Below are 23,052 nucleotides of genomic sequence, written 5' to 3' on the forward strand. Positions count from 1 at the left end.
GGGGGTCCTGTGCATTGAAACAGAACGTTCTCATCATCGGCGCTGGCGGCGTCGCTCAGGTCGTAGCGCATAAATGCGCGCAAAATAACGATGTGCTTGGCGAGATTCATATCGCGAGCCGGACGCTTTCCAAATGTGAAGCGATCCTTGAGTCGGTCCGCGAAAAGGGCGCGATGAAACAAGAGGGCGTTTTGGCGGCCCATCAGGTTGATGCGATGGATACGGCGGCGGTTGCAGCCCTGATCCGCGAGACGGGTGTTGAGATCGTCATCAACGTAGGCTCTGCCTTTGTGAATATGTACGTTCTGGATGCCTGTATCGAAACAGGCGTTGCCTATATCGACACGGCGATCCACGAAGATCCCGCAAAGATCTGCGAAACTCCGCCGTGGTATGCGAACTACGAATGGAAGAAACGCGACCTCTGCGCTGAGAAGGGCGTGACCGCCATTTTGGGCGCTGGTTTCGACCCGGGTGTGGTGAACGCATTCGCGCGCTTTGCGATTGACGAATACATGGACGAGGTAAAGTCCATCGACATCGTCGACATCAACGCGGGCTCGCATGGCAAATATTTTGCGACGAACTTTGACCCTGAAATCAACTTCCGTGAATTCACAGGCGTCGTTTACTATTGGGAAGACCAGGAGTGGAAAGAGACAACCATGTTTGCCTCTGGCCACGATTGGGACCTCCCCGTGGTGGGCACATGCCGCGCGTATCAGTCGGGCCACGATGAAGTTCACAGCCTCGCTGCGAATTATCCACAGGCTGACGTCCGTTTCTGGATGGGCTTTGGTGACCACTACATCAACGTCTTTACCGTTCTGAAAAACCTCGGCCTTCTGTCCGAGCAGCCAGTCACAACTGCCGAAGGTCTGGAAGTGGTGCCGTTGAAAGTGGTGAAAGCTGTCCTGCCTGATCCATCCTCGCTGGCGCCGAACTACACAGGCAAGACCTGTATCGGTGACCTCGTGAAGGGCACGAAAGACGGTCAAGACGTTGAGGTCTTCGTCTACAACGTGGCCGATCACAAAGAAGCCTACAAAGAAGTCGGCAGCCAAGGGATTTCCTACACCGCAGGTGTTCCACCCGTCGCAGCGGCGATGCTGGTTGCCACTGGCGAATGGGACGCAAAGACCATGCGCAATGTCGAAGAGCTCGACCCCAAGCCGTTCTTTACCATTCTGGACCAGATCGGCCTGCCGACCCGCGTTCAGGTTGGTGGCCTAGGCGGTACTGACAAAGCTTGGAACGAATGATCCAATAGGCTGGTAACATCGTTAAATATTTGGATAAGGTGGGCGTTGACCCACCTTATTCTTTTTGGGGACAGGATGATCGCAGCAGGAATTGATCTCGGCGGGACCAAGATCGAAGCACAGATTTTTGACCGCGGATGGAAATTGGTTGCGACCGAACGGGTCAGCACACCGAAAACCTATGAGGGTTTGATTTCTGCGCTCAAAAAACTGGTGGCATCCTGCGGTGACGTCCCCGTTGGTATTTCGGCGGCTGGATTGATCCACCCCGAAACGGGCGTGGCTCTCACGTCGAACCTTCCTGCGACGGGCCGAACGCTTGTCTCTGACGTAGTCAAAGTGACAAAGCGCCCATTGGTTTGGATCAACGATGCGCGGGCGTTGCTCTTGTCCGAGGCTGTCTTTGGCGTCGGAGAAGGCGTGAAGCGTGTGGCGGGCGTCATCATTGGAACGGGGATCGGCAGTGGGCTGTCGGTCGATGGACGGCTTCAAGCGGGGACATCGGGAACATCTGGTGAAATCGGTCACATCGCGCTGCCAGCACATTTGGTGCAGCGGTATAACTTGCCGCTCGTGGCCTGCGGCTGCGGCCGTGTCGGCTGTATGGAAACGCTTATTGCAGGGCCGGGGCTGGTGCGGATCGCAAAAGCGGTGAAAAGTCCCGAGACGACCCCAAAAGATATCGCCGCCGAACGGGGTAAGGCTTGGCACATTTGGTGCGAACTGACGGCCGAGATGCTCTTTACGCTTAACACCATTGGCGATCCAGAGTTGATCATTTTGGCTGGCGGGTTGAGCAAGGTTCCCCACCTTGTCGAAGATCTGAAAGTGGCGCTGACGAACGCGCAGTTCAAAGGCTTTCCTATTCCCGATATTCGAATTGCCAAAGGTGGCGACGCATCTGGTGCCCTTGGTGCTGCCTATGTGGCATGGCGGCAAAGCGCGGATGACTGAGTGGGTTTTCTCAGAATCTGTGTTTGATGGGGCCTCTTTGGGGCCTGCGTCGCTCTGTATTGGAGGTGGTCAGATCGTTGAGGTCACCCCGCTCGCGCGGCGTGGAGCTGAGATCAGTGGCACCCTAGCTCCGGGGTATTTGGACCTACAGGTCAACGGTGGTGGCGGCGTTTTGCTGAACGCCGAACCCAGCCGCATTTCCGAAATCTGCGCGGCCCATCGGCGGTTTGGGACTGTTGGCATTATGCCGACGGTGATCACTGACGCGCCTGACGTTTTGGCCGCTGTCACCGACGCGATCATTGCGGCCAAAGGCGATGTCCTTGGCCTTCATATCGAAGGCCCGCATATTGCCATGTCTAAACGCGGCACCCATTCAGCTGCGCATGTGCGGCCCATGGATGACAACACCATTGCAGCGGTTAAGCGATTGCGCGACGCAGGTGTTACCGTCTTGCTGACACTTGCCCCTGAAGTCGTCGATGCGGCGGTGATCGCAGACCTCGTGGCGATGGGAGCGATCGTCTCGCTCGGCCATTCCGATGCCACCTCAGAGGAAGCCGAGGCTGGCTTTGCGGCTGGGGCGCAGGCAGTGACCCATTTGTTCAACGCTATGTCGCCGATGACGCACCGTGCCGCAGGTCTAGCTGGCGTAGCGATTGAACGCGCGCCGTTTGTCGGCCTTATCGCGGACGGCATCCACGTCGAAGATCGCGTGTTAAAGATTGCCGTTCGCGCAACGCAGGGGCAGATATTCCTTGTCTCGGACGCGATGCCCACGGTCGGTGGACCTGATCAATTCGACCTCTATGGGTCTACCATTCGGGTGGAGGACGGTCGCCTTGTGAATGCCGAAGGTGCCTTGGCAGGGGCGCACACGACAATGGCAGAGGGCGTTGCGCGTTTGATTGGGTTGGGAGTGCCGCCTAAGGATGTTTTGCACACGGCGATCACAAATCCCGCTGCGCTCATCGGACGGTCAGACCTCGCGTCACTGGTTGGCCGCTCTGTCGAGGATGTGATTGTCCTGAACCAAGATTGGGGCGTCAACGGTCCGTTGGCGTCTTTCGTAGGTCACTGACCGTGCAACCAAATTCGGCCCGAAACGCGCGGGTCATGGCGCTGGCATTCTGATATCCGCAACGGTCCGCAATTTCAGCGATCGAAATGCTGGAATGCGTTGCCAGTCGTCGGGCCTCTCTCAGTCTGATCGCTTGATACAGTCGCCGTGGGCCAAAGCCATAGGCCGTTTTGCAAGCGGCGGTAAAGGCTTTCTCAGTCAAGCCAATCCGCTCTGCAAGGTCAGGAATAGAAAGCGGCGTTTCGATATTCCGACGCATGAGTGCCGCCGCCGCACGGATTTTCTGCGGCTTCGTCGTGCTCGGTCGGGTGCCGATCATCGTCGCCTTTTCGCCATACATAAAAAGCGAACTGACCTCTAAGCCAAGCATAGGCCCATGGTGGTCCTCGATCAGGGACAGGACCAGATCAAAGGTGGTCGTCACCCCGCCGCAGGATAAGATGTTCCCGTCTTTCACGATGCGATCCTCGCTGGCCGTGACATCGGGGAACCGTTCGGCAAAGGCGTCAATCTCGTCCCAGTGGATCGTCGCGCGGCGTCCGTCCAAAAGCCCAGCCGAGGCGAGCAGCCAGCTTCCCATGTCCATGCCGACCAGTGTTTTGAAACGCGTGCTGGCCGATCTGAGAGCTTGATTGCAGGCCAAAGTGGCGTGGCTCTGAAAGTCATAGCTGGGCATGATAAACAGATAATCCCCGCCAGAATGGTGCCTGAGTGTGTGTTCGGTGTGCACGGGAAGTCCGCTGGACGACGTGATTGTGCCGCCCTGTAGGCTAAGAAACTGCCATTGATAGAGCTGTTTGCGGGCGAGGGTATTGGCGGCGCGAAGTGGTTCTACCGCGTTGGCGAGGCAGTGATTGGAAAACGCATCGAACAGCAAAATGCCGACCGTGCGGGCGGTGTCAGATGATTTCCAAATCTGCATGATATTTTCCTAAATCTGCATGATATGCTTTGGCAACTTCTCGCATCCTTGATCCAACGCGACAAGGGGAGAACGCCATGCACTTTGGGCTGAGCGAAGAACAAGACATGATCGTGAACACCGTGCGGGCGTTTGTAGAGAACGAAATCTACCCGCATGAGGCCATGGTTGAACGCACTGGGCAGGTGCCGCTGGAACTGGGGTTAGAGATCAAACAAAAGGTCATCGACCTCGGGTTTTATGCCTGCAATTTTCCCGAAGAGGTCGGCGGCGCTGGGCTGTCGCACCTCGATTTTACGCTTGTCGAACGTGAACTCGGTCGCGGGTCTATGGCACTGACCCACTTCTTTGGGCGCCCGCAGAATATCTTGATGGCCTGCGAGGGGGAGCAGAAAGAGAAATACCTTTTGCCCGCCGTTCGCGGTGAGAAAATGGATGCCCTCGCCATGACGGAACCAGATGCTGGGTCTGATGTGCGGGGGATGAAATGTCAGGCCCAACGCGATGGCGGCGATTGGGTGATCAACGGGTCAAAGCACTTCATTTCTGGTGCCGAACACGCGGATTTTTTCATCGTGTTCGTTGCGACGGGCGTCGATGACACGCCGAAGGGTCCAAAAAAGCGGATCACTTGTTTCCTCGTTGATCGCGGGACACCCGGTTTTGAAGTGCGCGAGGGTTACGCCTCGGTGTCGCATCGTGGGTATAAAAACTACATCCTCTACTTCGACAATTGCCGCCTTCCTGATGCGCAGGTTTTGGGCGAGGTTGACGGTGGGTTTGCTGTTATGAACGAATGGCTCTATGCGACCCGTTTGACCGTCGCCGCGTTCTGCGTGGGGCGTGCACGGCGGTGTTTCGATCACGCGCTCAGCTACGCGGCAGAGCGGAAACAGTTCGGTCAGCAGATCGCGAAATTTCAAGGGATCAGTTTTCAGATCGCCGACATGATTACAGAAATCGACGCCGCGGATTGGTTGACGCTATCTGGCGCGTGGCGTCTGGATCAAGGGATGGAGGCGAACCGAGAGATCGCCAGCGCAAAGCTCTACGCCTCGGAAATGCTGGCGCGTGTGACCGATGCGACATTGCAAATTCACGGCGGCATGGGGCTCATGGATGACTTCCCGATCGAACGGTTCTGGCGCGATGCGCGGGTTGAGCGGATCTGGGATGGCACCAGTGAAATTCAGCGCCACATCATCAGCCGTGACCTGTTCCGTCCTTTGGGAGCCTAACATGGTGGCACTTGATCGCCTGATGAAGCCTCGCTCCATCGCGGTTGTTGGAGGGGGCAGTTGGTGCGCGAATATCATCCGCGAATGCCAGCGGATTGGTTTTGACGGACATATCTGGCCTGTGCATCCGACCCGAGCGGAGGTCGCGGGGGTCACAGCCTATGCCTCGATCGAGGCTTTGCCCGAAGCGCCCGATGCGGCCTTTATCGGTGTGAACCGTGAGGCAACCATTGGCGTCGTTTCTGACCTTGCGGCGCGTGGGGCAGGAGGTGCCGTCTGTTTCGCATCAGGGTTTAGAGAGGCGTCGTCCGAGCTCGCCGATGGCGATGGTCTCCAAGAGCAACTTGTCGCTGCGGCTGGTGACATGCCGATCCTTGGGCCAAACTGCTATGGGTTTGTGAACGCGTTGGATCGGGCGGCACTCTGGCCCGATGTGCATGGGATGGTACCGTGCGACAAAGGCGTTGCCATCGTTGGACAGTCCTCAAACGTTGCCATTAATCTGACTATGCAGCGGCGTGGGTTGCCCGTGGCTTATGTGGTCACGGTCGGCAATCAGGCGCAGATGGGCATGGCCGATATTGGTGCCGCACTGCTCTCTGATCCGCGCGTGACGGCCTTGGGGCTTCATATCGAGGGAGTGAATGATCTTCGCGCTTACGAGGCCTTGGCGGATACGGCGAAGCGATTAGGCAAACCCGTTGTTGTGATGAAGGTCGGCGCCTCAGATCAAGCGCAGCAAGCGACCGTGTCCCATACCGCCTCCCTCGCGGGGAGCGATGCAGGCGCAAAGGCCCTTATGCGGCGGTTGGGGTTCGCGCAGGTCGATAGCCCGTCCGCACTATTGGAAACGCTCAAGGTCCTGCATGTGACGGGCGGGCTGTCCTCGAATAAGATCGCGTCGATGTCATGCTCTGGCGGGGAAGCGTCACTCATGGCGGACATAGGGATGTCCTGTGGCATTGATTATCCGCCGCTGAATGTCGCTCAGTCAGATGCCCTGCGCGAGGCGCTCGGTCCCAAGGTCGCCTTGGCCAATCCGTTGGATTATCACACCTATATCTGGGGCGATCAGGCCGCTTTGACACGATGCTTTACCGCGATGATGGAGGGCGATTTGGCCATGGGCTGCGTGGTTCTGGATTTCCCGCGCGAGGATCGTTTTGCCGCGCCAGAGTGGAAATTGGTCCTGAACGCGGTAGCCGACACCGCCGCCGCTACGGGAAAACCGATGGCTTTGCTGGCGAGCATGGCTGAGGGGATGCCAGAAGCGATTGCGGCCGAGGCAATGGAACGGTCCGTTGTGCCGCTGTGCGGTATGGCCGATGGGCTCGCCGCGATTGCCGCTGCGTCGCAGGTTCATGCGACCTCACAGGTGCCGCTGCTTTTGCCAAACCTGCGGGAGGATGCGGAAACGCTGACCGAGGCAGAAGCAAAGTCTGCGCTCAGTCATCATGGCCTTCGTGTGCCAAAATCCGCCGTGGTCAATAGCGCCAAAGACGCAGGTGACGCCGCCAACGATCTGGGGTTTCCCGTCGTACTCAAGGGGATCGGGTTTGCGCATAAAACCGAAGCGGGCGCCGTTCGCGTGGGGCTTACGAATGCGGAAGCGGTCAAAGCTGCCGCTGACGCGATGCCATGTTCCGACTTCTTAGTCGAAGAGATGATCACCGAAACAGTTGCAGAGCTTCTGGTCGGCGTCTTGTGTGACCCTGCACACGGGTTCGTTCTGACCATTGGGGCAGGGGGAGTCCTGACGGAAATTCTGTCAGATACAGTGTCGCTCCTCCTGCCGGTTTCTTCTGCAGAAGTCGAAGATGCGCTCTGCCGTTTGCGTTGTTTCCCCCTGTTACAGGGCTATCGTGGCAAGGCGGGCGCCAATGTAGATGCGATTGTCGCGGCGGTTCTCTCTGTGCAAGAGTTTGTGCAGGCGAACCAAGACGCGTTGAAAGAAGTCGAAATCAATCCGCTACTTTGCGGACAAAATGAGGCCATCGCGGTCGATGCGCTGATCCGAATGGGAGGAAATCAATGACCCAATCCCCGCTGCATGTTACCCGTCATGGTGCCGTTCTTGAGGTCGTATTGGACCGCCCAAAGGCGAATGCGATTGATCTGGAATCCAGCCGTCAGATGGGTGAGGTTTTCACGGAATTCCGTGATGATGACGACTTGCGTGTGGCGATCATCACGGGAGCAGGTGATAAATTCTTTTGCCCTGGTTGGGATCTCAAGGCTGCCGCTGGTGGCGATGCCGTCGACGGGGATTATGGCAAAGGCGGGTTTGGTGGACTGCAAGAGTTGCGTGACCTCAATAAGCCTGTGATCGCTGCGGTGAACGGGATTGCATGTGGTGGTGGGTTAGAGTTGGCCCTGAGTGCCGATATCATCCTCGCCGCCGATCACGCGACCTTTGCACTTCCAGAAATTCGGTCGGGGACCGTGGCTGATGCGGCGTCGATCAAATTGCCGAAACGCATCCCTTATCACATCGCGATGGAGATGCTGTTGACGGGCCGTTGGTTCGATGCCGAAGAGGCCGCGGGTTGGGGATTGGTCAATCGTATTTTGCCCGCCGCGACCCTCATGGAGGAGGCGCATAAACTCGCCGCGCAATTGGCTGATGGCCCGCCTCTCGTCTTTGCCGCGATCAAAGAGATCGTGCGCGAGGCCGAGGACATGAAGTTCCAAGATGCCATGAACCGCATCACCAAAAGCCAGTTTGCGACTGTCGAACGGCTCTATCGGTCTGAGGATCAGTTGGAAGGGGCGCGTGCCTTTGCCGAAAAACGTGACCCTGTTTGGAAGGGACGCTGATCGTGGACTATCGCCAGTATCTTTCGTCGGAAATCCTGGCCTTCATCGACGAGACACTGGCCTTTTATCCCGATGACCTCGACCCAACCGATTGGGCTGCGCAAAGGCGGGTTTATGATACCATGGCCGCGCATTTTCATGCAGGTCGGCCCGAAGGTCTGCAGGTGTCAGATCAGTTGATCGCGGGCGTTCCTGTGCGGCTCTACGGACCTAAAACCAAGACCACGGTTCTATACGCACACGGCGGCGGCTTTGTTCTGGGTGGGTTAGAGAGCCACGATGACGTTTGCGCTGAGATAGCGGATCGGACGGGATGTCGAGTGGTGTCAGTGGATTACCGTCTTGCGCCCGAACACCCCCACCCAGCGGCCTACGACGATACGGTCGCGGTTGCCGAGGCACTCTGCGTTGAGGGGCCTGTTATCCTCTGTGGCGATAGCGCAGGTGGAACGCTTTGCGCCGCCATTGCTGGAACACGGGCCGATTTGGGGTTGGTGGGGCAGGTCCTGATCTATCCGATGATTGGGTATCCAGCGACAGGCGGAAGTTTCAATGTCCACGCAGATGCGCCTCTCCTCTCGACTGCTGATCTGGCATTTTACGCGGACGTAAGAGGGGGATCGCCTGATGATCCGCGGCTGATCCCGGCGCTTGGCGACCTCTGCGCGTTACCACCCACTTGGCTATTTCCAGCGGAATGTGATCCACTTTGTGACGATGCCGTTCGATATGCGGATGCCATCCAAGGCGAGGTCCATTTGCACCAGCAGGACGGTTTGGTGCATGGCTGGCTCCGTGCACGTGATCGGAGCGATATGACCCGACGCGCCTTTGCTCAGATCATCAACGCAATTGCCCATTTGGCAGGTTAGTGCGGGCGGTTGCCATGTGATTTGCGGATTGGGTGACCAAAGGCATGTTTGAAGGCCTTGCCCAACGCAGAGGCCGATGAATATCCGCAACGAATGGCAATCGAATCGAGGTCGAAATCAGTGCTGGCGGCGAGGTCCCTCGCATGGCTGAGGCGCATCAGTTGGTAGTAGCGACCAGGAGACATGGCGAGTTCGGCTTGGAATAGACGGTCGAGGGTTCGGCGCGTGAGGCCAGACCGCTGCGCAAGCTCTTCGAGGGTCAGGGGTATCTCAATTGTTTCAACCATCAGGTTAACGATTTGCCGAAGCTGCGCTGTGCCTTTGCCTTCTAACCTATTCGCCCCGCGCCCCGTCGTTTGCTGACGTTCTGCATCGTGAAGGAACATCGTTGAGGCGATAAACGCGTTTGCAGGACCAAACTGGTCCGAGATCAGCGCCAACATCAGCTCCATCGCGGTCGAGGCCCCGCCGCAGGTCGAGATGCGGCTACCTTTGACAAATCGATCATAACTGATGCGGGTTCGTGGGAATTCCTCGGTAAAATCGGAAATAACGGCCCAGTGGATCGTCGCCGTTTGATCGTCGAGCAAACCTGCTGCCGCTAAAATCCAACTGCCTGTATCTGCTGCAAGGATTGCGTCGGCCTGACGTGTCAGTCTGCGCAGTGGGGCGAGTTGTTCTGGCTTCGAATAGTCACGAAATCCGTAGCCGCTGACGACAATTAGAAGGTCAGATCGCCCCACCTCTGCAATAGAACAATCAGGTGAAATCTTGAGCCCGCTCGAACTCTGCGCTGGGCCGTCGTGTGGTGTCACAATGCGCCACGATAGATCAGCCTGCCCCTGATCCCGCACTGCGCGGAGCGGTTCGAGGAGGCACGACAGCACCATATTCGAGAACCCATCGTAGAGCAGGACAGTGACTGTTTTCATCGCATTCTGACCGTATTGGACGATTTATTGTCACAATAAGAACAATAAAACCGACATCTCCGCCATACCATTTTTACAAATAGGTGGTTGGAATCGAACATCTGCTTTGCGCCAACTGACCCCTACCGATGTTTGTCAGGAGTTCTCGATGCCGTTGGCAATGAATAAAGAGGTCTTTATCACCTGTGCTGTTACAGGGTCTGGCGCGACGCAAGACCGGTCGCCGCATGTTCCGCGCAGTCCAGAGCAGATCGCGAATAGCGCGATTGATGCAGCAAAAGCGGGCGCCGCGATTGTTCATTGTCACGTGCGTGATCCTGAAACGGGTAAACCCTCTCGCGACCCCGCGCTCTATCGTGAATTGACCGAACGTGTCCGCGATGCTGAGGTTGATGTGGTGCTGAACCTGACCGCAGGGATGGGGGGCGATATCGTTTTCGGATCGACCGAAGCACCGTTCCCAGTGAATGCCGCCGCAACCGATATGGTCGGCGCGACCGAACGGATGGTTCATATCGAAGAATGCCTTCCAGAGATTTGCACGCTGGACTGCGGCACGATGAACTTTGCAGAAGCTGATTACGTCATGACCAACACGCCGGGGATGCTGCGGGCGATGGGCGGCATGATGACCAAACTCGGCGTGAAGCCTGAAATCGAAGCCTTTGATACGGGGCACCTTTGGTTCGCTAAGCAATTGGTGGAAGAAGGCACGCTCGACGGTCAGGCCCTCGTTCAGCTGTGCATGGGTGTGCCGTGGGGCGCGCCGAACGACATGAACACCTTCCTTGCGATGGTGAACGCTGTACCTGCTGACTGGAACTGGTCTGCGTTCAGCCTTGGCCGCGATCAGATGCCTTATGTGGCTGCTGCGGTTCTGGCAGGTGGCAACGTGCGGGTTGGGCTCGAAGATAACCTCTGGCTTGGCAAAGGGCAGTTGGCGACCAACGCGCAACTCGTTGAGCGGTCGGTGACGATTATCGAAAACTTGGGTGCTCGTGTGATCGGGCCTGAGGAAGTCCGCGCAAAACTTGGCCTCGTGAAACGTGCACCCAAGGTGATGGCATGATCGCGAAACGTAAAAAAGCCGCCGTCATTGGTGGTGGTGTCATCGGCGGCGGTTGGGCTGCTCGGTTTTTGCTGAATGGATGGGACGTCAATGTCTTTGACCCCGATCCCGAGGCCGAACGCAAAATCGGCGAGGTGATTGCGAATGCTCGTCGTGCGCTGCCGGCGCTCTATGATCGGGCGTTGCCCGCCGAGGGAACGCTGACCTTTTGCGACGATATGGGCGATGCTGTGTCGAATGTGGACTGGGTCCAAGAGAGCGTTCCTGAGCGGCTGGACCTAAAGCACAAGGTTCTTGGTTCCCTTTCGCAAATGGCACCCGAAGGTGCGATCATTGGGTCGTCGACGTCTGGGTTCAAACCGTCCGAACTGAACGAAAAAGGCGCACGCGCTGTTGTCGCGCACCCGTTCAATCCTGTTTACCTTTTGCCGTTGGTCGAACTGGTTGGCGCGCCTGAACGCACTGCAGCCGCCGCTGAAACGCTCAAAAGCATCGGGATGTTCCCGCTGATCGTGCGCAAGGAAATCGATGCGCATATCGCGGATCGTTTGCTCGAAGCAGTTTGGCGCGAGAGCCTTTGGCTGGTCCAAGACGGTGTCGCGACCACCGAGGAAATCGACGAAGCCATCCGCATGGCCTTTGGCATCCGCTGGGCCCAAATGGGCCTGTTTGAAACCTACCGCATTGCGGGCGGCGAAGCTGGCATGAAGCACTTTATGGCGCAGTTCGGACCGTGCCTGTCGTGGCCGTGGACGAAACTCATGGATGTGCCCGACTTTACGGACGAGCTTGTCGATCTGATTGCGGGGCAATCGGATGCGCAATCCGGCCATATGTCGATCCGTGAATTAGAACGTCTGCGCGATGACAACATCGTCGGCATGGTGCGGGCGCTGAAACGGACGGGTTCGGGCGCGGGTGGAGTGGTGAAAACCCATGAATCCTCTCTGGATTTAACCGAAGAAAAGGATGGGCTCCCCGTCACCGTGCGTCGCCAAGTTCCGACCAGCTGGACGGATTACAACGGCCACATGAACGAAACACATTACCTAGAGGCAGCGTCTCTTGCGACTGATAGGTTGATGGAATTGGTCGGTGCTGATGCTCAATACGTCGCTTCTGGTCTAAGTTACTTTACCGTTGAAAGTCACATTCGGTACTTAGACGAGGTGCACGCAGGTGATCAGTTGACGATCACAACGCAGGTTTTAAGCGGTGAAGGCAAGAAGATGCATCTGTTCCATCGCCTATGGCGGTCGGATGGAACACTCTCCGCGACTGTGGAAACCCTTCTTCTTCACACCGATTTAAACGCCCGCCGAACCTGCGAACCAAAACCCGAGGTTGCAAAAAAGCTTGCCGATTTAGCGCAAAGCCATGCAGCATACCAAACGGAGGGTGTTGGGCGATATGTCGGTCAGCCGCGCGCAGCGGGGTAAGTGCCGATTTCAGATTAGGGTCCCGAAAAATCGGGGCCCATTAATACCCCGAAAACGGGGACGAAAAATGGTCTAACCAACAACAGGGAACTAGAAATGACTGACCAGAAAAAGACTTCGACTTATCAGCGTTTCAGCAGCAATGGACTGTCACGCCGTCAATTGTTGGGCCGAGCCAGTGCGCTCGGCTTTGGTGCTTTGATCGGGGGCGTAATGCCGTTCCGTGCGGCACTGGCAAGCGAACCAGTAAAAGGCGGCATCCTGAAAATGGGTCTTGGCGGTGGTGAAAGCACCGACTCCCTCGATCCAGCGCTGTCGCTCGCACAGGTTTCGTTCCACGCGATGCGCACTTTTGGTGAAACGCTTCTCGACGTAAACGGCGATGGTTCGCTCGATATGCGTCTGGCGACCGATGTGTTCTCCAGCCCCGATGCGAAAACATGGACCTTCAAAATCCGTCAGGGCGTAAAGTTCCACGACGGTTCTGAGATGACCGCGAACGACGTCATGGAAACCATGCTGCGTCACTCGGATGAGAACGCGCAGTCGGGTGCTCTGGGCATCATGAAGGGCATTGCGAACATGAGTGTCGATGGTGACAACTTCATCGTCGAACTGACCGATGCAAACGCTGACCTTCCGTTCCTGATGTCGGACTATCACCTCGTGATCCAGCCGAACGGTGGCCGTGACAATCCAGGTGCAGGTATCGGCACTGGTCCGTACCGCGTGGTCGAGGTTGAGCCGGGCGTGCGCTACACCTTTGAAAAATTCGCGGATTACTGGGATAGCAGCCGCGGTCACTTTGACGGTGTTGAATTCGCTGTGATCAACGACGCAACCGCCCGTAACGCGGCCCTGCAGTCTGGTCAGGTTCACATCGTGAACGGCGTGGCACCGAAAGTTGCGGCCTTGTTGAATCGCGCGCCGGGTATCTCGGTTAAGAACGTGTCGGGCCGTGGTCACTACGTGTTCATCATGCACTGTGACACCGCACCGTTCGACAACCCAGATCTGCGGATGGCGCTGAAATATGCGATCAACCGTGGTGAAATGGTTGAGAAAATCCTTCAGGGCTACGGCTCGATCGGTAACGATATTCCGATCAACGCAGCATACCCGCTGTTCGACGACACCCGTCCGCAGCGCGAATACAACCCTGAACTGGCGCGTGAATACTACGAAAAATCGGGTCACGATGGCAGCCCGATCGTCCTGCGCGTTGCTGAAGGTGCCTTCCCGGGTGCAGTTGACGCAGCGCAACTGTTCCAAGAAAGCGCACGTGCCTGTGGTATCCCGCTGGAAATCAGCCGCGAGCCGAACGATGGCTACTGGTCTGAAGTTTGGAACGTTCAGCCGTTCTGCGCCTCCTACTGGGGTGGCCGTCCTGTTCAGGACCAGATGTATTCGACCGCTTACCTGTCGACCGCAGACTGGAACGACACCCGCTTTAAGAGCGAAGCATTTGACGCGAAACTCTTTGAAGCCAAAGGCGAACTGGACGAAGGTCGTCGCAAGCAGCTCTACCGCGAAATGGCAGACATCCTTGCGGACGAAGGCGGCCTGATCTGCCCGATGTTCAACGACTTTGTCGAAGGCGTCAGCGATCAAGTTCAGGGCTGGGAAGAAAACGGCGTCTGGGAAGTCATGAACGGTTTGGCTCCTGCCAAGTGCTGGCTGGCCTGAGGCCAGCGGTATGAACGCACTTGTTTTAAAACTCTTGGTCCAGCGAATTTCGCTGGGCCTCGTTCTCATCTTTTTCGTGTCGATTATGATCTTTCTCGGCACACAAATTTTGCCGGGCGATGTCGCCCAAGCGATCCTTGGTCAATCTGCAACGCCTGAATCCCTCGCCAACCTGCGCGAAGAGTTGGGCCTGAACATTCCTGCCTATCAACGGTATATGTCGTGGCTGGGCGGTGTTTTGCAGGGTGATCTGGGAACGTCACTTACCAATGGTCGTGATATCGGTCAGTCGATTGCAGATCGCATGGGAAATACGCTTTTCCTTGCGGCATGGGCTGCGATTATTTCGGTGCCTTTGGCGATCACTTTGGGTCTTATTTCTGTTCTTTATCGGGGCCGTTGGCCTGACAAATTGATCTCTGCGGTGACACTCTCGGCGATTTCGGTGCCAGAGTTCATGATGAGCTACATCCTAATGTATTACGTCGCTGTGCAACTCGGCTGGGCGCCGTCTGTTGCGATGCTGAACGATCGGATGAGCATGCTCGATAAATTGCATGCGATTTCACTGCCGATTGCCGTCCTTGTAATGGTGGTTCTGGCGCACATGATGCGGATGACGCGGGCAGCGCTGTTGAACGTGATGCAGTCGGCCTACATCGAAACGGCAGAGCTCAAAGGCATCCGCCGCTCGTCGGTAATCTGGCGCCATGCTTTCCCGAACTCCATCGCGCCGATTGTGAACGTCGTGATGCTCAATATGGCATACCTTGTCGTGGGTGTGGTCGTGGTCGAGGTGGTCTTTGTCTACCCCGGTATGGGCCAGTATCTGGTCGATCACGTGGCCAAACGTGACGTGCCCGTTGTGCAGGCCTGCGGTCTGATCTTTGCGGCGGTCTACATCTTCCTGAACATGTTTGCTGACATCGTTTCGATCCTCGCGAACCCAAGATTGAGGCACCCGAAATGAGACGTGTTCCCATTCCGGCCCTGATCGGGCTGTTCATCACTGGTCTTTTCATCCTCTCCGCCATCGCGGCCCCCATCATCGCGCCTTATGGGTTAAGCGAGATCGTAGGCGATGTTTGGGAACCTGCGTCATCCGAGTTTTGGCTTGGCACTGACAATATCGGACGTGATCTGTTGTCGCGCCTCATTTGGGGCGGCCGCACCACGATCCTTGTGGCGATTGCTGCGACCGTCGTGAGCTTTGTCACGGGGTCCGTCCTAGGTCTATTTGCTGCCGTTGTGGGTGGTTGGATTGATCAACTTCTATCGCGCTTTGTCGATTTGATTATGGCGATCCCGACGCTGATTTTTGCGCTGGTGGTCCTGTCGGTTATGCCCGTGACCATCCCCGTGCTGATCCTCGTAATGGGGCTTTTGGATTCGACGCGGGTGTTCCGTTTGTCCCGCGCTGTTGCCAGCGACATTGCAGTCATGGACTTTGTCGAAGCAGCGCAGTTGCGCGGTGAAGGCCGCGCATGGATCATCTTCCGTGAAATCCTGCCTAATGCGCTGTCACCGTTGGTAGCCGAAGCGGGGATGCGCTTTATCTTTATGGTGCTCTTTGTGTCGACGCTGTCGTTCCTTGGCCTTGGCGTGCAGCCACCAAATGCAGACTGGGGCGGTATCGTGAAAGAGAACAAAGACGGGATTGTTTACGGTATCCCAGCCGCGCTGTTGCCCGCGATTGCAATCGCTGCGCTGTCGATCAGCGTCAACCTCGTGGCGGATTGGGTGCTCGACCGCACATCATCGTTGAAAGGGGGCCGCAATGGATAAGCCACTTCTCCAGATCGACAACCTAACGATCGAAGCCACCGCCTATCCACCCGGTGAAGCGCCGCGTCGTATCACGATTGTCGATGGTGTGTCCCTCACGCTCGAAAAAGGCAAAGTGCTGGGCCTGATCGGTGAATCGGGGGCAGGTAAATCGACCATTGGCCTCTCTGCGATGGCCTATGGTCGCGGCGGGATCGAGCTTTCGGGTGGGGAGATCCATTTGAACGGTCGTGAAATCCGCAAGGCCCGTGGCCGTGTGTTGCGGTCGCTGCGTGGTGCAGAAGTGACCTATGTCGCGCAATCTGCTGCGGCGGCTTTCAATCCTGCTAAACGGTTGATGGAGCAGGTGACAGAGGCCGCGATCACGCATGGCCGTGCAACGAAGGCAGAGGCCGAAAAACGCGCTGTCGATCTATTCCGCAAACTGGGTCTGCCCGAACCCGAAAGCTTTGGGAACCGTTATCCGCACCAAGTTTCGGGCGGCCAGTTGCAGCGGGCGATGACGGCAATGGCGCTCTGTCCGCAGCCCGATTTGGTGATTTTTGACGAACCGACGACGGCGCTCGACGTGACGACACAGCTTGGTGTTTTGGCGGCGATCAAGGCGGCCATTCGGGATCAGGGGGTGGCCGCGCTTTATATCACTCACGACCTCGCCGTTGTTGCGCAGATCGCGGACGACATAATGGTTCTGCGTCACGGTAAGACGGTCGAATATGGCACAGCTGAACAGATCATCACCGCACCCAAAGAAGACTACACTCAGGCGCTGGTGTCTGTGGTTGCCAAGGATCATGAGGAAAAGAATACGGACCTTCCGCCGATCCTCGAAGTTAAAGGCCTGCGCGCCAATTATCGCGGAATGACGCGCGATGTGTTGTCGAACATCAACGTAGCGATCCAACCGGGGACGACCCTTGCTGTGGTGGGGGAGTCTGGCTCGGGCAAATCGACCTTGGCACGGGTGATCACGGGGCTCTTGCCATTGAGCGTGGGGCAAATGGTGTTTGATGGTCGGCAATTGACGCCCGACCAAAAATCCCGCTCGCGGGACGACTTGCGTGAATTGCAGATGATCTACCAGATGGCTGATGTCGCGATGAACCCGCGTCAGACCGTTGGCACGATCATCGGTCGTCCGTTGCAGTTCTATTTCGGTATGAAGGGTAAAGAGTTACGCAATCGTGTGGTTGAACTGCTCGATGAAATTGAACTGGGTGAGAAGTTCATCGATCGGTATCCAGCGGAACTATCGGGCGGTCAAAAGCAGCGAGTGTGTATCGCTCGGGCGCTTGCCGCAAAGCCCAAGCTGATCATATGTGACGAGGTGACGAGCGCCCTCGACCCCTTGGTCGCTGAAGGCATCCTGAAGCTGCTCGCAGATCTGCAAGAGCGTGAACAGGTGTCTTACATGTTCATCACTCATGACATTGCGACTGTTCGGGCGATTGCGGACACGATTGCAGTGATGCACCTCGGTAAACTTGTCCGCTATGGCAAAAAATCCGAAGTCCTCGCCCCGCCGTTCGATGACTACACCGATATGTTGCTGAAATCTGTGCCTGAACTGCGCATGGGCTGGATGGAAGAGGTTATGGGGACGGCTGCGGAATAACCTATGCGGCCTCTTCGCGGAGCCATTGGGTGAACAGTAGCGCATCTTTCGACGGGTCAACGCCCGTTGAGATGTAATAGGCCGTGCCTAAGTCGTGCGCGCCGTTCGGCCATTCAGTCAGGGTGCCCTCGAGGACGGCGCGTTCGGTGATCGACCGCCAGCCTAGCATCAGCCCGCGTCCGTCGATTACGGCCTGCATCGCTTGGACATAGTTGTTGAAACTCTGACCGCCGCTGCGTGGACGAGTGATCCCTTTGGCGGCAAGGTAATCCTCCCATCCCGCCCAGTGTTGGTTGTGCGGATTGCGCACATGGATGAGGGGTGCGGTGTCTAGGTTAAGCCCGTCAGTCATCAACCGCGCGACCAGTTCAGGTGAACCAACAGGGCACACGATTTCGTCGAACAGCTTTCCATTGATGCCCTCACGCCAGCCACCCGCGCCGTAACGCAGCGCGATGTCCACGCCGGGCGAAAGGACGGGGAGGTCGGAGGCGGGTGCCTGAACGTTAACCGTGATTTCGGGATGGCGATCATAGAAGCCCGATAAGCGGGGCATTAACCAATATGTGGCCACGCCGAGCGTGCAGGCCACGGTTATCTGACGGTCTGCATCTGCCTGCATCGCCCGAATGTCTTCTAGCGTAGCAGAGATGCGCCCAAGTCCTTCGCGAACAGCACGGGCGAGGAGTTCACCTTCTTCCGTCATGCGTGAGGGCCTAACGGATCGGTCGATTAACCTAACCCCAATGTAATCTTCGAGCGCCTTGATCGCCTGGCTCACGGCGGGCTGTGTAACGTTCAACCGTGCTGCCGCATCGCGCATAGAACCATGGCGCGATAGGGCCTCGAAGGTGACAAGAAGGCGGAGAGGGGGGAAGTGGTTCATCGCGGTCTTAGTATAACTATACGGTTAAGTAATGATTATACTAACCGAGCTATCGCGCAAGCTATTCCCGTGAGACGTTTATCCTCAGCGAACATCCTTTTGGGGCCATACAATGAACGAACTGAGCTCAACCATGACCGCGCCACATGTGACCGAAATCGGTGACAAAGGTCTGCACATCACCCTGTCCGACGGCGGGTCGCATTACTTTAACTACTACTGGCTGCGCGATAACTGCCCATCATCGTTTAGCTCGGTCACTCGTGAGCGGAGCTTTGACATTTTCCACCTCGACACAGCGCCGCGCCCGAATTCGGCGGCTGTTGACGGTGATGCATTGGTGATCGACTGGGCAGGTGAGGATCATGTGACCCGCATGCCTCTCGACTGGTTGGAAACGTATAAAGTCGCCAAGCCGCGTCACGATCCCGCCGATTTGCCGCGGGTTGCGTGGTATAGCGATCATTATCCGACCGTCCCGCGCTTTTCCCAGCCAGAATTGGTTGCTGACAAGACGAAGCGGGCCGCGTGGATCGAGGCGATGCTGGTCCACGGCTTTACCATCGTGACTGATATGCCTGACAGCAACGAGGGGCTCACTCAAACAGCAGAACTGATGGGCTATGTGCGGCCTACGTTCTTTGGCGACTATTTTGACGTGAAAACGCATATCAACCCGACGAATACGGCCTTTACCTCGGCGGCGCTCGAACTGCATACGGACACCCCCGCCGAAGAGTTCGCGCCGGGTATCCAGTTCCTTCATTGTCGGGTGAACACCGTGGACGGGGGGCAGAGCCTCTATTCGGATGGTGTGGCCGTGGCGAATGATTTCCGCAAACGCGATCCCGAAGGGTTCAAGCTCCTGTCCGAAGTGTCGATCCCGTTCTTCTGTGAACACGACACCTATGACTCGCGGTCGCGTCAGACGGTGATCGAATTGGATCAACATGGCGAGGTCTCTGGCCTCACGATCAGCCAGCACATGGCGGATATTTTCGATCTCGATCAGGCGCTTCTCGACGACTACTACCCTGCGTTTTGCCGCTTTGGGAAAATGCTGCAAGAAGACAAATATATGATGCGGTTCCTGATGAAGGGCGGCGAATGTATGGTCTTTGACAACCACCGTATTGTGCACGGTCGGGCGGCCTATTCCGCGACGAGCGGGGATCGCTACTTGCGCGGATGCTATGTGGATCGCGGTGAAATGCGCTCGACCTATCGCGCACTGGTCAGCGAAGGAAGGTTCAAGGCATGAACGCACCGACTGTGACGCTGGACGCCACCGCCACCCTACGCCGTGATTTGGCAGATGCGTTTCGTATCTGCCACATGCTGGGGTGGAGCGAGAGCGTCGGGAACCATTTCAGCGCGGCGGTTTCTGCCGATGGGCAAGAGTTCCTGTTGAACGCTAAATGGCAGCATTTTGCGACGATCAAGCCCGAAGACCTCTTGTTGCTCGACAGTCGGGATGAAGGGATCATGGAGCGCCCCAATGCCCCTGATGCATCGGCGTGGTGCGTTCATGGCACCTTGCATCGCCGTTTACCCAACGCCCGCGTGATCCTGCATGCCCATTCGCCCTACGCCACGGCCTTGGCCTGTTTGAAGGACCCTACGGTTGTTCCAATCGACAACAACACGGCGCGGTTCTACGGGCGCACCGCTTATGATTTGTCCTTCGGCGGTATTGCGGACGCAGAAGAAGAGGGGGAGCGGTTGGCAGAGTCCATCGGCGACAAATCGGTCCTCGTCATGGGGAACCACGGTGTGACCATCGTCGGCGAAACGGTGGCTGACGCGTTTGAGGACCTTTATTTCTTTGAAAAGGCCGCGCAGACGATCATCCTTGCACGGTCCAGCGGCCAGCCATTGGCTGTTTTGTCGGATGCGGTAGCCCAGAATACCGCGGACGGATGGAAGCCGTATCGCGGCATGGCGCAGAAGCACTTTGACTATCTGCGCAGCACCTTGCCGCCTTTATAAAAGGGTAGGGGCGCCTCAGGTTTTTGAGGGCGCCCCACCTTCGAACACGTTCTCTTCGTGATAGCTGATTGGCGCTTCCTGCATTTGAAGATGCAAGCCGTCACCGTCGTAGGCATTGGCACGAGCGAGGTCTTCATCCACGTCGATACCCAAGCCTGCGCCGTCCGGAACGGTCACAAAACCGTCCTCGACCGAGAGCGTGTTTCTAATCAGCGCCGCATGGAACGGGGTCTCAATCGTCTCTGCCATAAGAATATTCGGGATCGTCGCGGCGAGCTGGATATTCGCGGCCCATTCAATCGGCCCCGCATAGAGGTGTGGCGCCACTTGGGCGTTCCAAGCCTCGGCCAGCACAGCAATTTTGCGCGTTTCCCAAATCCCGCCAGATCGCCCAAGGGCAGGCTGCAGAATTTGAACGCCCGCGCGCAGTGCCTCCGCAAACTCACGGGTTGTCGTGAGGCGTTCGCCTGTCGCCACTGGGATGTTCACGGCCTCGGCCACCTTTTGCATTTCGCGCAGGGTGTCGGGCGGAATTGGTTCTTCGTACCAGAGCGGCGAATAGGCTTCGATTGCGGCCCCCATGCGGATCGCACCCCCCGTCGAAAACTGGCCGTGCGTGCCGAACAAAAGGTCAGCACGGTCACCAACGGCCTCTCGGATTGCGGCGCAAAACTCAATGGATCGACTGATGTCCCGCATCGCAGGCATGTGACCCGACCGAATGGTGTAGGGGCCTGCCGGATCGAATTTGACGGCAGTGTAGCCTTTGTTCACCATATCCAGCGCACTTTCAGCGGCCATCGCGGCATCAACCCAAAAGTCGGGCAAAGTGTGCGTGTCGCGGGTCGGGTAAAGGTAAGTGTAGGCGCGAATACGGTCGTTGAGTTTGCCGCCGATCAGGGCATGAACAGGGCGATCGCGATCTTTGCCAAGGATGTCCCAGCACGCGATTTCCAAACCAGACCACGCGCCCATGACCGTCAGATCAGGGCGCTGCGTGAACCCAGACGAATAAATGCGGCGGAACATCAGTTCGATATTTTCAGGATTTTCGCCCGCCATATGTCGTTCGAACACATCGCGGATGACGTGACGCATGGCCTCTGGTCCCACGGTGGAGGCATAACATTCGCCCCAGCCCACGATGCCTGTGTCGGTCGTGACCTTCACCAAAATCCAATAGCGCCCTCCCCAACCTGGCGCGGTTGGAGAGGTGACAATGATATCCAAATCGGCCAGTTTCATATCAGGCCCTCCAGTTTGTGGCTGGGATTAAAAGACGATGACGTTCCGTTTTGCGGTGCCCGTTTTCGTGGACTCGATCGCTTCGTTGATTTGATCCAAGCTGTATTTCTCAGAGATCAATTCATCTAGCTTTAGACGTCCTTGGCCATAGAGGTCGATCATCCATGGAATGTCGCGCTTTATCACCGCATCGCCCATTTTCGATCCGATCAACGACTGACCCGCAGCGGCAAAGTTGCCCGGCTCATATTGGCTCATGGCACCTGATGGCGGCATGCCGACCATCACGACCTTGCCGCCTTTTGCGATATAGCGGGGCGCATCGTTGTATGCGCCCGCAGCACCCACGGTGACAAAGACCGCGTCCGCGCCACGGCCCAATGCCTCTTTTGCGGCGCGCCATGGGTTCTCTTGGGTGCCGAGAACGGTATCGGTGGCGCCGAAATCCTTCGCGATTTCGAGTTTTTCGTCGGACATGTCGACAGCAACGATCCGACGGGCACCTGCGATCCGTGCGCCTTGGATTGCGTTCAGGCCCACGCCGCCAGCGCCGATCACGACGACATCTTGGCCCGCGCGAAGTTGCGCTGCGTTCACCACAGCACCGACGCCTGTGATTACGCCGCAAGCGAGCAGAGAGGCGGCCGCGAGGTCCATGTTTTCGGGGATACGAACGACCTGACTGTGGTCCACAACGACCTTTTCAGCAAAGCCGCCCGTCGCCATCGCCTGATGCAACTTGCCTCCATCCACCGTTTTCAGTGGCCCATGATCCCCGTCATAAGACGTGTCGCAAATCGTTGGCTTGCCCGAAGAGCAGGGCGCACAAGTCCCGCATGACCGGATCAGCGTAACGACAACGGGGTCGCCGACCTTGACCCCGTGGACACCGTCGCCAACCGCGGTGATGTGGCCAGCGGCCTCGTGCCCATACACAGCGGGGAGCGATCCACCCCAAGCGCCTGACGCGTATGTGATATCGGAATGGCAAATCGCACAGGCAGCAAGTGTCACCTCAACTTCGCCACTGATTGGGGCGCGGAGTTCAACTTTTTCGACTACCAGTGGTTTCCCAAACTCGTGACAAACGGCGGCTTTAATTTGTGGCATTTATTCGGCTCTCCTCATTCCTCCGACGCAGGGTTGCGCGGATTGTTTGAGTCGAACAAGGAAAAACTTGATCAAATTTTGATGTTGGTTCGAATTAGAATGAGGTCACGCCAAAAGAACTGTGATCTCACGCGGAAAAAGGTGTGAACT

Annotated in this window: 20 protein-coding genes; 15 read left to right on the forward strand and 5 right to left on the reverse strand. The window is 57.1% G+C overall.

Going from position 1 to position 23,052, the window contains the following annotated elements:
• Nucleotides 1-14: 14 nt before the first annotated feature.
• From AC07ED_RS02770 to AC07ED_RS02780, 3 genes are all read left to right on the forward strand, one after another.
• Complete coding sequence (locus AC07ED_RS02770; RefSeq protein WP_105234470.1) at nucleotides 15-1,262, forward strand: saccharopine dehydrogenase family protein; 1,248 nt, start codon at nucleotides 15-17, stop codon at nucleotides 1,260-1,262.
• 75 nt (nucleotides 1,263-1,337) lie between these two features.
• Nucleotides 1,338-2,216, forward strand: coding sequence for an ROK family protein (locus tag AC07ED_RS02775; RefSeq protein WP_105234471.1), 879 nt, complete (start codon nucleotides 1,338-1,340; stop codon nucleotides 2,214-2,216).
• On the forward strand, nucleotides 2,152-3,297 hold the full coding sequence (locus tag AC07ED_RS02780; RefSeq protein ID WP_478241790.1) for an N-acetylglucosamine-6-phosphate deacetylase: 1,146 nt from the start codon (nucleotides 2,152-2,154) through the stop codon (nucleotides 3,295-3,297). The genes AC07ED_RS02775 and AC07ED_RS02780 overlap by 65 nt, the downstream gene beginning before the upstream one ends.
• On the opposite strand, the gene AC07ED_RS02785 is transcribed toward AC07ED_RS02780, so the two are convergent.
• On the reverse strand, nucleotides 3,263-4,219 hold the full coding sequence (locus AC07ED_RS02785) for a GlxA family transcriptional regulator (protein WP_105234472.1): 957 nt from the start codon (nucleotides 4,217-4,219) through the stop codon (nucleotides 3,263-3,265). The genes AC07ED_RS02780 and AC07ED_RS02785 overlap by 35 nt on opposite strands.
• 77 nt (nucleotides 4,220-4,296) lie before the next feature.
• Here AC07ED_RS02785 and AC07ED_RS02790 point away from each other — a divergent pair, with 77 nt between their 5' ends.
• The 4 genes from AC07ED_RS02790 to AC07ED_RS02805 are packed head-to-tail and all read left to right on the forward strand — an operon-like array spanning nucleotide 4,297 to nucleotide 9,146.
• Nucleotides 4,297-5,457 (forward strand): acyl-CoA dehydrogenase family protein, encoded by a 1,161-nt coding sequence (locus tag AC07ED_RS02790; RefSeq protein WP_105234473.1) that lies wholly within the window; start codon nucleotides 4,297-4,299, stop codon nucleotides 5,455-5,457.
• A gap of 1 nt (nucleotide 5,458) precedes the next feature.
• Nucleotides 5,459-7,492: an acetate--CoA ligase family protein gene (locus AC07ED_RS02795; RefSeq protein ID WP_105234474.1), complete on the forward strand. Its 2,034-nt coding sequence runs from the start codon at nucleotides 5,459-5,461 to the stop codon at nucleotides 7,490-7,492.
• Nucleotides 7,489-8,274 carry a carnitinyl-CoA dehydratase gene (locus AC07ED_RS02800; protein ID WP_105234475.1) on the forward strand — a complete coding sequence of 262 codons (786 nt, stop codon included), beginning with the start codon at nucleotides 7,489-7,491 and terminating at the stop codon, nucleotides 8,272-8,274. Before AC07ED_RS02795 ends, AC07ED_RS02800 begins: the two co-directional genes overlap by 4 nt.
• Before the next feature lie 2 nt (nucleotides 8,275-8,276).
• The gene (locus AC07ED_RS02805) at nucleotides 8,277-9,146 is read left to right on the forward strand and encodes an alpha/beta hydrolase (RefSeq protein ID WP_211096425.1); all 870 of its coding nucleotides are present in this window, start codon (nucleotides 8,277-8,279) and stop codon (nucleotides 9,144-9,146) included.
• Here AC07ED_RS02805 and AC07ED_RS02810 read toward each other — a convergent pair.
• Complete coding sequence (locus AC07ED_RS02810) at nucleotides 9,143-10,078, reverse strand: GlxA family transcriptional regulator (protein ID WP_105234476.1); 936 nt, start codon at nucleotides 10,076-10,078, stop codon at nucleotides 9,143-9,145. The genes AC07ED_RS02805 and AC07ED_RS02810 overlap by 4 nt on opposite strands.
• 148 nt (nucleotides 10,079-10,226) lie before the next feature.
• On the opposite strand from AC07ED_RS02810, the gene bcoG reads away from it, so the two are divergent.
• The 6 genes from bcoG to AC07ED_RS02840 all read left to right on the forward strand — a co-directional run bounded on the left by bcoG (nucleotide 10,227) and on the right by AC07ED_RS02840 (nucleotide 17,672).
• The gene (gene bcoG / locus AC07ED_RS02815; RefSeq protein WP_105234477.1) at nucleotides 10,227-11,147 is read left to right on the forward strand and encodes a 3-dehydrocarnitine:acetyl-CoA trimethylamine transferase BcoG; all 921 of its coding nucleotides are present in this window, start codon (nucleotides 10,227-10,229) and stop codon (nucleotides 11,145-11,147) included.
• A complete protein-coding gene (locus tag AC07ED_RS02820; RefSeq protein WP_105234478.1) occupies nucleotides 11,144-12,586 on the forward strand; it encodes a carnitine 3-dehydrogenase in 1,443 nt (480 codons plus the stop codon). Before bcoG ends, AC07ED_RS02820 begins: the two co-directional genes overlap by 4 nt.
• A 96-nt stretch (nucleotides 12,587-12,682) precedes the next feature.
• Nucleotides 12,683-14,272 carry an ABC transporter substrate-binding protein gene (locus tag AC07ED_RS02825; RefSeq protein ID WP_105234479.1) on the forward strand — a complete coding sequence of 530 codons (1,590 nt, stop codon included), beginning with the start codon at nucleotides 12,683-12,685 and terminating at the stop codon, nucleotides 14,270-14,272.
• Between the two features lie 10 nt (nucleotides 14,273-14,282).
• Complete coding sequence (locus AC07ED_RS02830) at nucleotides 14,283-15,242, forward strand: ABC transporter permease (protein ID WP_105234480.1); 960 nt, start codon at nucleotides 14,283-14,285, stop codon at nucleotides 15,240-15,242.
• The gene (locus AC07ED_RS02835; RefSeq protein WP_105234481.1) at nucleotides 15,239-16,057 is read left to right on the forward strand and encodes an ABC transporter permease; all 819 of its coding nucleotides are present in this window, start codon (nucleotides 15,239-15,241) and stop codon (nucleotides 16,055-16,057) included. Before AC07ED_RS02830 ends, AC07ED_RS02835 begins: the two co-directional genes overlap by 4 nt.
• Nucleotides 16,050-17,672, forward strand: a complete 1,623-nt coding sequence (locus AC07ED_RS02840; RefSeq protein WP_105234482.1) for an ABC transporter ATP-binding protein — start codon at nucleotides 16,050-16,052, stop codon at nucleotides 17,670-17,672. The genes AC07ED_RS02835 and AC07ED_RS02840 overlap by 8 nt, the downstream gene beginning before the upstream one ends.
• Before the next feature lies 1 nt (nucleotide 17,673).
• Here the strand turns inward: AC07ED_RS02840 and AC07ED_RS02845 are convergent, their stop codons facing one another.
• Nucleotides 17,674-18,558, reverse strand: a complete 885-nt coding sequence (locus tag AC07ED_RS02845) for a LysR substrate-binding domain-containing protein (RefSeq protein WP_105234483.1) — start codon at nucleotides 18,556-18,558, stop codon at nucleotides 17,674-17,676.
• A 112-nt stretch (nucleotides 18,559-18,670) separates the two neighbouring features.
• On the opposite strand from AC07ED_RS02845, the gene AC07ED_RS02850 reads away from it, so the two are divergent.
• Both AC07ED_RS02850 and AC07ED_RS02855 read left to right on the forward strand, forming a co-directional pair.
• The gene (locus AC07ED_RS02850) at nucleotides 18,671-19,819 is read left to right on the forward strand and encodes a TauD/TfdA family dioxygenase (RefSeq protein WP_105234484.1); all 1,149 of its coding nucleotides are present in this window, start codon (nucleotides 18,671-18,673) and stop codon (nucleotides 19,817-19,819) included.
• The gene (locus AC07ED_RS02855; RefSeq protein WP_105234485.1) at nucleotides 19,816-20,547 is read left to right on the forward strand and encodes a class II aldolase/adducin family protein; all 732 of its coding nucleotides are present in this window, start codon (nucleotides 19,816-19,818) and stop codon (nucleotides 20,545-20,547) included. The genes AC07ED_RS02850 and AC07ED_RS02855 overlap by 4 nt, the downstream gene beginning before the upstream one ends.
• Before the next feature lie 15 nt (nucleotides 20,548-20,562).
• Here the strand turns inward: AC07ED_RS02855 and AC07ED_RS02860 are convergent, their stop codons facing one another.
• Together AC07ED_RS02860 and AC07ED_RS02865 are read right to left on the reverse strand one after the other, a co-directional pair.
• The gene (locus AC07ED_RS02860; RefSeq protein ID WP_105234486.1) at nucleotides 20,563-21,792 is read right to left on the reverse strand and encodes a mandelate racemase/muconate lactonizing enzyme family protein; all 1,230 of its coding nucleotides are present in this window, start codon (nucleotides 21,790-21,792) and stop codon (nucleotides 20,563-20,565) included.
• 27 nt (nucleotides 21,793-21,819) lie between these two features.
• A complete protein-coding gene (locus AC07ED_RS02865) occupies nucleotides 21,820-22,902 on the reverse strand; it encodes a Zn-dependent alcohol dehydrogenase (RefSeq protein ID WP_105234487.1) in 1,083 nt (360 codons plus the stop codon).
• Between the last annotated feature and the right edge of the window lie 150 nt (nucleotides 22,903-23,052).

The sequence above is a fragment of the Aestuarium zhoushanense genome, from assembly GCF_056431045.1.